The 9,929-nt window shown below is 43.2% G+C and carries 7 protein-coding genes; 3 read left to right on the top strand and 4 right to left on the bottom strand.

What is annotated here, in order from left to right; translation table 11 throughout:
* Positions 1 to 193, bottom strand: a 193-nt coding sequence (locus tag A3775_RS24845) for a hypothetical protein (RefSeq protein WP_231866910.1), incomplete at its 3' end; no start/stop codon positions are given.
* Positions 194 to 429: 236 nt separating this feature from the next.
* On the opposite strand from A3775_RS24845, the gene hetF reads away from it, so the two are divergent.
* The 3 genes from hetF to A3775_RS00430 all read left to right on the top strand — a co-directional run bounded on the left by hetF (position 430) and on the right by A3775_RS00430 (position 5,309).
* Complete coding sequence (gene hetF, locus A3775_RS00440; RefSeq protein ID WP_066423411.1) at positions 430 to 2,910, top strand: cell division protein HetF; 2,481 nt, start codon at positions 430 to 432, stop codon at positions 2,908 to 2,910.
* A 152-nt stretch (positions 2,911 to 3,062) separates the two neighbouring features.
* Complete coding sequence (locus A3775_RS00435; protein WP_066384438.1) at positions 3,063 to 4,484, top strand: sensor histidine kinase; 1,422 nt, start codon at positions 3,063 to 3,065, stop codon at positions 4,482 to 4,484.
* 369 nt (positions 4,485 to 4,853) lie between these two features.
* A complete protein-coding gene (locus A3775_RS00430; protein WP_066384435.1) occupies positions 4,854 to 5,309 on the top strand; it encodes a DUF2141 domain-containing protein in 456 nt (151 codons plus the stop codon).
* On the opposite strand, the gene A3775_RS00425 is transcribed toward A3775_RS00430, so the two are convergent.
* The 3 genes from A3775_RS00425 to A3775_RS00415 form a co-directional block, all read right to left on the bottom strand.
* Complete coding sequence (locus tag A3775_RS00425) at positions 5,306 to 6,472, bottom strand: peptidoglycan-binding protein (protein WP_066423409.1); 1,167 nt, start codon at positions 6,470 to 6,472, stop codon at positions 5,306 to 5,308. The genes A3775_RS00430 and A3775_RS00425 overlap by 4 nt on opposite strands.
* Positions 6,473 to 6,622: 150 nt before the next feature.
* Positions 6,623 to 7,660 carry a DMT family transporter gene (locus A3775_RS00420; RefSeq protein WP_066384429.1) on the bottom strand — a complete coding sequence of 346 codons (1,038 nt, stop codon included), beginning with the start codon at positions 7,658 to 7,660 and terminating at the stop codon, positions 6,623 to 6,625.
* 212 nt (positions 7,661 to 7,872) lie between these two features.
* Entirely contained in the window at positions 7,873 to 9,525 is a 1,653-nt protein-coding gene (locus tag A3775_RS00415; RefSeq protein WP_066423407.1) for a Ppx/GppA phosphatase family protein, read from the bottom strand.
* Positions 9,526 to 9,929 lie beyond the last annotated feature (404 nt).

Raw genomic sequence — 9,929 nt, 5'->3', positions numbered from 1 at the left:
TCGTTGGCAGTTTCAGGATAATTTCGCCAAATTGATCATTGTTGTTGCCTGGACAAAAAAAAGCCCCTGGTGGTGGCAGCCAGCCAAGGGAGTTAGTTATCAGGGTGCATCTACCAATTAATTCTTCCCAAGGTAGGTAGCCTTTTCCGGATAAATTTTGCCAAATTGATGATTGTTGTAGGCTAGACAACAAAACTCAGGGAACACCTTTGGCACACATTTTAGCAGCGTCGCCAGGCATTGCGCCGTTAATGGCAGTAGGGAGAGTCAAAAGCAAAAAACCCTGGTGGTTGTTAACCAACCAGGGATGATAGGACTAATTCCAGAAACATTCGGGGGTCGAATCCATCTACAGTATGAGAAGGAGCGAAAAATCGAATTGAAACTTTCGCGTTTCAAATTGGATTGAAAAAGCAAACAGGAGAAGTTGTGACCCAGGAATTTCATATTTCCGTGACTCCAGTAGGGCAGAATGACTACTTGGTGCGGACGGAACAAGTCGCGCCTGGGGTGCCATTGGCGGAGGAATTGGTGACTTGGCCGGTGGCTGAATGGTTGGCTGCTGCTGGCAATTTGATGAATGACCCTTTACAGGTACTTTTACAGGGAGATGCGATCGCCAACAACTCTGTTAATCTAGTGGCATTGGGTCAGCAACTTTATAATGCACTGTTTCAAGGCACTCTCAGAGATAGTTGGATTACTGCTCAAGGCATTGCCCAAAATCAACAACAGGTGCTACGTTTACGTTTGGGTCTGAAGGATAATAGGTTAGCACGTTTACCGTGGGAAGTGATGCACGCGGGCGATCGCCCTCTGGCAACAGGCCCCTATATTGCTTTCTCTCGCTACCAAAGCGGCATTGCCAGAACTTCCCGTTTACCCGTAGCCAATAGATCCCAACTTCCAGAAAACGGCGGTATTAGGGTTTTGATGGTGCTAGCATCGCCCTCAGACCAAGTTAATTTAGATTTACTCAAACAAGAAGCCATTAAACTACAAGCTGAACTACACCGTCAGCTACCCCACTCCTTCAACGGTAATCATTATTTACCAAAAATTGAACTCACCCTGCTAGACCAGCCGGGTAGAGAAGAATTGACGCAAGCTTTAGAACAAGGTAGATTTGATGTTCTCCACTACTCTGGTCATAGTGATATGGGGCCAAACGGTGGGGAAATTTATCTCGTCAGCAATCGCACCGGTTTGACAGAAACCCTCAGTGGTGATGATTTAGCGGGTTTGCTGGTGAACAACAATATCCAAATGGCGGTGTTTAACTCCTGTTGGGGGGCATACACCGCTACCAGTGAAAGTCATGCTAAGGATTCATGGGAACGTAACCTGACAGCCAGCCTCGTCAAGCGCGGGATTCAGAGTGTGTTGGCAATGTCAGAACGTATTCCCGATGAGGTAGCAGTCACCCTGACACAATTGTTTTATCGCAACCTCAGTCAAGGATATCCGGTTGATTTATGTGTGAGTCGGGTACGTCAGGGATTAATTTCCGCCTATGGTTCCCACCAATTATACTGGGCGTTACCAATTTTGTATCTCCAGCCCGAATTTGAGGGTTTTCTCTACCCCAAAACCGGGACTACTGCCAACGTTGATTTACTTGATGAGTATGTTCCTTCTATGCCGGGAACTGCGACTGCTACCCCGACTTACTCAACTTTGATGGAAGATACAGAAATGTCTTTATCCCTGGAAGGGATGATTCCCCCTGGGTTAGCTGGTGAACCTTCCGGCTTAGATTGGTTGGGGGAAGACACTTGGGGTGATTTAGTTGATGAAATCGAGTACGATGATTCTACCTATGCAGAAGATCATGCTTTTGTTTCTGATATCTTTCGTCAATTAGATCAGCAAACCACTGAGGATGAAGAACCATTACTGCCAGAAGAAATTAGACAACAACTGCAAGATCATAGTTTTTTAGATACCCAGACGGTTACTGCACCCAGAGAAACCGAACTAAAGACAGTAGTACCGCCCACAACTGGTGAAACTCCCCAAACACCGCCAGCCGCTTCCCCAAATTTGCGCCTTCCATCTTCTCGAACTCGGCTACGTCGTCAACATTGGACAATTTTAGGTATCATCGGAGCTAGTGCGATCGCTACCGTTATCGCTTTTACTTGGTGGTGGCAAAATCGCCCAAGTTCAAAATTACCTGATATCCCACCTCTGCCCAACCAACAGTTACAAGCACCTCAGCCAATTCCCGCCGATATTCAAAATCTGCCCACAGCCAGGGTAACAGCCATTGCCACAGAATATTTAAATCAAGGTAACTTAGAAGCCGGCTTAAAAGCTGTAGAAGTATTATTAAATCGTAATGTCTTACCTGCTGCTCAAACAGCCCTGAATGTGATTCCGCCAGAGCAAGCCCAAAAGCCATCTGTCAACTTTCTCAAAGGGCGGTTAGCTTGGCAGTCTATCCAAACTGGAGATCCCAAATACAGTATTGACGATGCGCGTCGTTACTGGGAAAATGCAGTTAAAGCTAACCCAAATTCTATTCTATATCATAATGCGCTGGGATTTGCCTACTACGCCGAGGGAAATCTCAATCGGGCTAATGACTCTTGGTTTCGGGCTTTAGATTTGGCACTCAAACAGCAAAATCTAGTCTTAACTGAAACCGTATCTGCAAATACAGAAGTACCTCGTGAGGCTTTAACTCCCTATGCGGGGTTAGCTTTAGGTTTATATAAATCTGCACAGAGTTTAACTGGCAATAAAAAAGCTCAATATATTAATACGGCTATTAACTTGCGTCAAACAGTTTTAAACGCAGACCCGATCAATTTCCAGGTTGGGAAATTAAACCAGAATTGGTTGTGGACAGAAGCAATTTTAGCAGACTGGCGATCGCTCCTTCAGCAAACAACCACACAGGATTGAAGAGTCAGCAAAGTTTAATAAATACTGCTTATAGATAAGATTTATTACAATTTTCAGGGAATAATAGGAACTAATACTGCTAGTTCTAGGAACTAGACAAGTATGGTGTCAGTGCGAAAGTAATAGTCATATCTAGAGGGTAAATAATTTTCATGAGGCTCACTACCCGTAGCATGACTGATGCTAGTGAATTGAGCTTGCAATTAGATTCTACCTTGCAAGAATTACCAGTATGGGAACTTGAAATTGAGCAACACCTTCCAGGTAATACATTACTTCGCTTATTTGAGCAAGAGCCTTTATTACCAGGAATTATCTTGATTCAAAACCAGGAATTTGTCGGGATGATTTCGCGACGGAGATTTTTTGAGTATATGAGTCGCCCCTATAGCCTCGGTTTGTTTTCATTGCGTCCTATCGCTAATCTTTATACATTTTTACAGACACAACTGTGCATATTTTCTGAAGATACGCTGATTGTGGCGGCAAATCAGCTAGCATTAAAGCGATCGCCTGAATTGGTTTATGAACCAATTTTAGTTAAATCTAAATCTGGTAACTATGGAATAGTTGATTTCCATCAGTTGCTTTTGGCTAATGCTCAAATTCATGCCCTCACCCTGACTCAATTGCAGCGTGTAGAAGAACAATCCCAATTAGCCAAAGCTGGATTTAGGGACTTAAAGCAGAATTATAGCAGATTATTACAAAATGAGAAAATGGCGGCGTTGGGTCAGTTGGTAGCGGGTATTGCTCATGAAGTTAACAACCCCATCAACTTTATTGCTGGTAATCTTGTCCATGCGACTAATTACATTCACGATTTACTCAACGTGATTAGTTTGTACCGTCAGCACTATCCCGAAGCTGTAGCAGAAATTGAAACGGCGATCGCGCAAACTGACCTAGACTTTATTACAGAAGATATTCCTAAACTTTTAACTTCCATGCAAACTGGTTGCGAACGCATTGAAGAAATAGTTCGTTCCCTGAGAAATTTTTCGCGTTTAGATGAATCTGCGAGAAAAACAGTTAATATTCATGAAGGTATTGATAGCACCCTGCTGATTTTACACAGCAGACTGAAAAATCACAAAACTGATCAAAGCATTAGCATTATTAAAGAATACGGCAATCTTCCCCCAGTTGATTGCTACCCTGGTTTGCTCAATCAAGTATTTATGAATCTGTTAGCCAATGCGATTGATGCTTTAGAGGCGGGAATAGGTAATGGTGAGTTGGCAGTCGGGAAAGAATCACATTGCATTACTGAGTCTGGGTTAAGCAATGGTAAACGCCTACGTCCCCAAATCTTGATTCAGACTACAATCACTGATGAGCAACAGGTGATGATTCGCATAGCTGACAATGGCCCTGGTATTCCAGAAGATGTGCAACAGAGAATGTTTGACCCATTTTTTACCACTAAACCTGTAGGACAAGGTACAGGATTGGGACTGTCTATCTGTTATCAAATTATTGTGGAAAAACACGGCGGACAGTTGTCTTGTGTCTCTACTGTAGGACAAGGAACGGAGTTAATCATTAAACTACCTGTAACGGCATTACGGTAATCATATCAAGCATATCTTGCACCATTCTCAATAAGTTCCAGGCGATGCACACCCAACAACCTCAAATTAAGGGTTTGAGCAACTTGCAAGCAATGCCCACCCTCCAAAAATTATCATTCAGGAACAGGTGCAAGATGTGTGTCAAGTCCGGTTAACTGAAGATGCAAACTTTTCTCTAACTCTGTTCCCTGTTCCCTATTCCCCGTTCCCTATTCCCTATTCCCTGTTCCCTGTTCCCTATCCCAACAGATATGATAACTACTCTCAAGGATGTGATATCACGATTTTTATACAATCAGCTTGCGTATATCAACAGAATCGTGTCAGGATGAAGTGGCACGATAAATGTTTATTTTCAGCAGAAATTTTATGTTGAAAAAAATCACGGTGGGGATGATGCTGTTGGCGAGTGTAGGAAATTTAGCCTGGCTGGAAAGTGCTAAGGCTAGTTTTCAAGGTCAACTAATGGTTAATATTGATGGGTTGAAAAATCAACAAGGACAAGTCTGCGTCAATTTATTTGCTAGCAGTCAAGGATTTCCGGGCGATCGCCAGCGTGTATTTCAGAAACAATGTGCTAAAATCAGCGAAACACCCTTGCAAGTAAGCTTTAACAATTTGCCAGCCGGGAGTTATGCTGTGGCGGTGATTCATGACCAAAATGGCGATCGCACTCTGAACCGTAATAGTCTAGGAATGCCGACAGAAGGCGTGGGCTTTTCCAGAAACCCAGTAGTTCGCACGCAAGCACCGAAGTTTAGTGAAACAGTTGTGCTGGTAGCAGGGCCAAACACCAATATTAACATCCAGATGAAATATTTCTAGATTCCATCTTGTTGAGTATCTTCTATGAGACTCTTTGCAGTGGCTACACTCCGCATTCTATGTATTTGACTCAGAGCATACTGTGCTGTACCCTGGACTTGATCATCCGGGTCATCTAAAGCATGGACTAACATTTGACTCATTTGTGCCATCATGTCATAAACACGAGTCAAATCACGGATAGCATTTTGTCTGACATTAGGACTTTCATCCTGCATGGAGATAGCTAAGGCGCGATTGATAGGTTTGAGACTACGAATGTTAATTTCTGACAACGCTGCCAAAATCAGACTACGTTGTTGAGAATCTGCATCAATCAACAAGTTTACCAATGGTTCAATCGCCCGTGAATCACCTTGTTGCCCTAAATCCCAAATCGCTTTGTTGCGCTGTGCAGCATCGTTACTACCTAAGTCTTTAATTAATTCCTCAACAATACTCAGTTTAGTTAAACGAGAAGTTGCTTCTACAGGTAATATCGAATCTGTAGCTGTAACAGTATTTTCCTCACTGTTGGCTGTGGGTTCTAATTCTTGTGCTTGTACAGACGGTTCAAATGTCATATTGTCCGGTTTTGCTGCACTCAAAGCTTGATATTCTTCTATACTTTGAGGATATTTTTGTTGTTTGTTTTGTTCCCAAAATTTCCACAAACCCAGAATACCCCCAATACTACCTAAAATTCCGATTCCCAAGAATGACCAACACAGAAAATTTATTTGGTTTGGCTGGGGTTGGTTAGGGGTTGCAAGTTTCGAGGCAGAAGTTTGACTAATATTAGAGACAGTGAGTTGATTTTTTTTAACTGCCAAGGCTGATTGCAGATGACGTTGAGTGGTTACGTCTGCAATTCCATCTATTCTTTTTAAACCTTTGGCTTTCTGGAATTCTTCTACAGCCAGTTTCGTACTTTGACCGTATTTTCCATCTATCACATTATTATAGTGTCCTAACCCTTGCAATTGGGTTTGCAACTTTTCTACAGCTAACCCTTGACTACCGGGTGTGAGAATCACCTCTTGAGCAAGTGCCTGAGAACTAACTTGTGCTTGTGCGATGAATTTGGGTGCTGAGTTAGCTGTAACTGCGCTAGCACCATTTGAGTACAAACCCAGTCCAGAAAAACAGGTAATAATTAAAATTGAGGAGGGATGTAGCCTCATATTATTTTAAAAGTAGCCGTCTAAACGCGCTAACAAAGTGACAGTAATGTTGACAATCTAAACTTGTCTAAAGTTAACTGTATCTTCACAAAAAATCTGCTTTTTGTTAGCCGATAGTATATCATCTTACTTCCCGCCCAACAGTTAACACTATTGATTTAACGGATTAAGCTTATTTGTGGATGTTTCCGCTAATTGCGGTTGCGGTGTTGTAGAAGTTTCATTCACAGCTAGCTGTTGATTTTCCCCTGCCAAGTTATCACGCTGATTAATCAGGTAGATACTGATTAAAGTGAGTAAGACTCCCATCCATTGCAATGGACTGAGGACTTCTGACAGCAAGAGATGACCAAAGATTAAAGCAAAAACTGGTGTGAGAAAAGTTAGGGAACTGAGACTGGTGAGACTACCACTAGAGGCAAAGTAGAAAAATAAAGCGTAGGCGATCGCACTACCGAACACCGTTGCATAACCCAAAGCTAACCACTCAGAATAGACAAGGTTTTCCCATTGTTGAGATTCTACCACAGATGAAACGCCCCATAATGGCACTCCACCTAAAATCATGTGCCATCCCGTCGCCGTCACCGGGTCAGCATGACGAGTCACAAACCTAATTAACACCGTCCCCACAGCCATCGACAAAGCCGCTAACAGCATTAACCACTCACCACTAGCAAAAAGATGCTCCCAGTTGCCAATTTTGATTTCTGTACCAGTACCCAGTAAACTGAAAATCCACTCATCTGGTAAGCCGATGAGACTAATACCTGTGACTCCCAAGCCTAACCCCAGCCATCCCCAAAAACCGATTTTTTCTTGAAACAGCCACAAAGACAACAAGGCGACAGCCAGAGGTTGAGAGTCAATCATCACCGAACCTAAACCCGCGCTGGTTCTGACTAAACCTTCTGCTAAAAAGCCTTGAAATAATGTGCCATCAATGAAAGCAAATAACCCAATCCACAACCATGCTAGCCAACCTGTGGGTTGAGGTCTACCCATGATTGCGGCGACAATTAAAATTAACACGCCGGCTGGTAGCAAACGGACACCCGCCATAAATAAGGGTGTGGTGTGGGGGATAACTCCTTTCATGGCTACCATAGCCGTTCCCCAGAGGAAAAAAGGCGCAATGAGTAGTAGAGGCGCGAAGGGTAGTTTAGATGCACTGAGTTTCAGTTGCATGAGTTTGCTGATACCTTTGGTTAACAGGTGCAGAGATTGCTTTAACCAATTCTACCCAATTGTGACTTTTTGTGAAGGAAAAAATACTTAGGGGGCTGGGGATTGGGGACTGGGGACTGGGGATTGGGGACTGGAAGGGACTGGGGATTGGGGTATATTATGATGTAGAGACGCTGTATGCAACGTCTCTACAAGTCAATGGTTCGCTGGTTTTAGAAGTAATGCGGAATCGCAGATTTTTCTAGATGCGCTCCTAATTTCACGTCAAATTCTGCTTCAAATACTCCTTTTTTGTAATCTAAACTCCAGAGTTCTAAGGCACAATCATCATCGGGTTTGGTGGGATAAATTAACAAATTGAATTGCTGCAATTCCTGATAATATTCACATTCAATTCTAGCGATCGCACCAATTTGTCTTCTATCTAATGCTACTGCTAATCTTAACAGCGCACTCAATTGACTGACTATTTGCCGATGTTGTTTACTCAACAAGTTGCGGTAATTTTCATGCTTTTTCTTCGGTGCTGATTTGCGGTGATAACGGGCTAAATTTGCGATAATTTCGATTTCTGTTTCGTTGTATCCCAGTAATTCACTATTACGAATTAAATAGTAAGAGTGTTTATGGTGCGACGAATGGCTAATGTGATGACCGCAGTTGTGTAAAATTGCTGCCGCCCATAATAATTGTCGTTCATTTGTTCCCCAATGGTGTAACACTCCTTGGGTTTGGTCAAATAAACTTAAGGCAAAAGCCGCCACGCGATCGCTATGTGCTAAATTAACTTGATACTTACTAGCCTGTTTAATCACGCTGCGCTCACGTACCGAACCTTGAAAGCGGAGTCTATCTTCAATTAAACCGTGGCTTAACATCCAGTCAACAATTACACCTTCTCGCAAAGCCCGTCCACAGGTTGTGATTGATTCTACGCCTAAAAGTTGCATTGCTTCTAGTAAAACTACTGCCCCACTCAGTATAACTTCAGACCGCTTTTCAGGCATACCGGGAATGGCGGCTCGTTCTGCATTGGTCATTTTTCGCAAGCGGTTTACCCAGTCTTCCAAGTCTGAGACAGTGAATTGATAGCCATTCAGGGTTGAAGGAACAGAACCCAACTTTTCCCGCGCGTGAATCATGGCGATAGTTTCAATTGTGCCAGAAGTACCAATCAAGCGGGGAAATTCGCCAAACTTGAGGTTTGCTAAAACTTCTTCTACAGAACGTTCTAACATTCCTCTTGTGTAGGCTTGTAGGTATTGAAACTCAACATCTATAATGGGGTCAGTGCTAATTAACTCAGTCGTGAGACGCACAGCACCGACTTTCGTGCTAGTGAGAGTACGCGGTTCATGACTATCGCCTAAAATTATCTCTGTAGAACCGCCACCAATATCAATAATAATATGGGGCTGGTTGTGGAATTCCATCCCCGACAGTACACCCAGGTAAATGCGTCGCGCTTCTTCTTGACCTGAAATTAAGTCAACACTTAAACCTAACTCGGTTTCTACCCGGTGTAAAAAATCTTTACCGTTGGGAGATTCCCGCACCGCACTGGTAGCGACAGCAATGATTGTTTCCACATTAGCGGTTTTCGCTACTTCTTGGAAGCGTTTTAAAGTAGCGATCGCCCGATTCATCACCTCTGATTTTAGCTCACCGGTAGCAATATCGCGATCGCCCAACCTTACCGTTTCTTTTTCTTTGCCAATAATGCTAAAAGCTGGTAACGTCGGGTCAATCCTCACAATTACCATGTGCAGGGAATTTGTTCCCATATCAATAGCAGCAATAATCCGGTGTTGCTTAACTGGTTGAGTATTCACACTCAAACAGTCAACCGAAACTAAATCCAGCATCTAATTTTCTCTCTATACAAGGATGGATGGGAAAAGATGGTGTGTCGGGGTAGGTGGCACTGATATCGGTTGCAACACACTTAAGTTCAGTTTAACCGCATCGAGTCGGGCTGAATCTAAGTATATTCACCCTGCTGCTTACAATTTTAGTGACAATTTAGCTATATTTACACAGTGTCACAGGAGATTATGTTTTTACAAATATCAAAAAAAGATATTCTATAGATATGAAGATATGTAAAGCAGGGATGAGGGAGATTAGGAAGCAGGGGAGTAGGGGGAGATAGGGGAGACAAGGAAGACAAGGAAGACAAGGAAGAACTTTTATATTCCCAATCCCCAGTCCCCAATCCCCAGTCCCCAGTCCCCAATCCCCAGTCCCCAATCCCCAGTCCCCAATCCCC

Origin of the sequence: Anabaena sp. 4-3 (assembly GCF_001597745.1) — a bacterium.
GTDB lineage: Bacteria > Cyanobacteriota > Cyanobacteriia > Cyanobacteriales > Nostocaceae > Trichormus.
The sequence above is the reverse complement of the archived record's forward strand: the minus strand, read 5'-3'. Positions and strand labels throughout refer to the sequence as shown.

Bases quoted from the DNA above. Each gene is read 5' to 3' on its own strand.
- A3775_RS00435 (WP_066384438.1), top strand. From the start codon at position 3,063: ATGAGGCTCACTACCCGTAGCATGACTGATGCTAGTGAATTGAGCTTG.
- A3775_RS00430 (WP_066384435.1), top strand. From the start codon at position 4,854: ATGTTGAAAAAAATCACGGTGGGGATGATGCTGTTGGCGAGTGTAGGA.
- A3775_RS00425 (WP_066423409.1), bottom strand. From the start codon at position 6,472: ATGAGGCTACATCCCTCCTCAATTTTAATTATTACCTGTTTTTCTGGA.
- A3775_RS00420 (WP_066384429.1), bottom strand. From the start codon at position 7,660: ATGCAACTGAAACTCAGTGCATCTAAACTACCCTTCGCGCCTCTACTA.
- A3775_RS00415 (WP_066423407.1), bottom strand. From the start codon at position 9,525: ATGCTGGATTTAGTTTCGGTTGACTGTTTGAGTGTGAATACTCAACCA.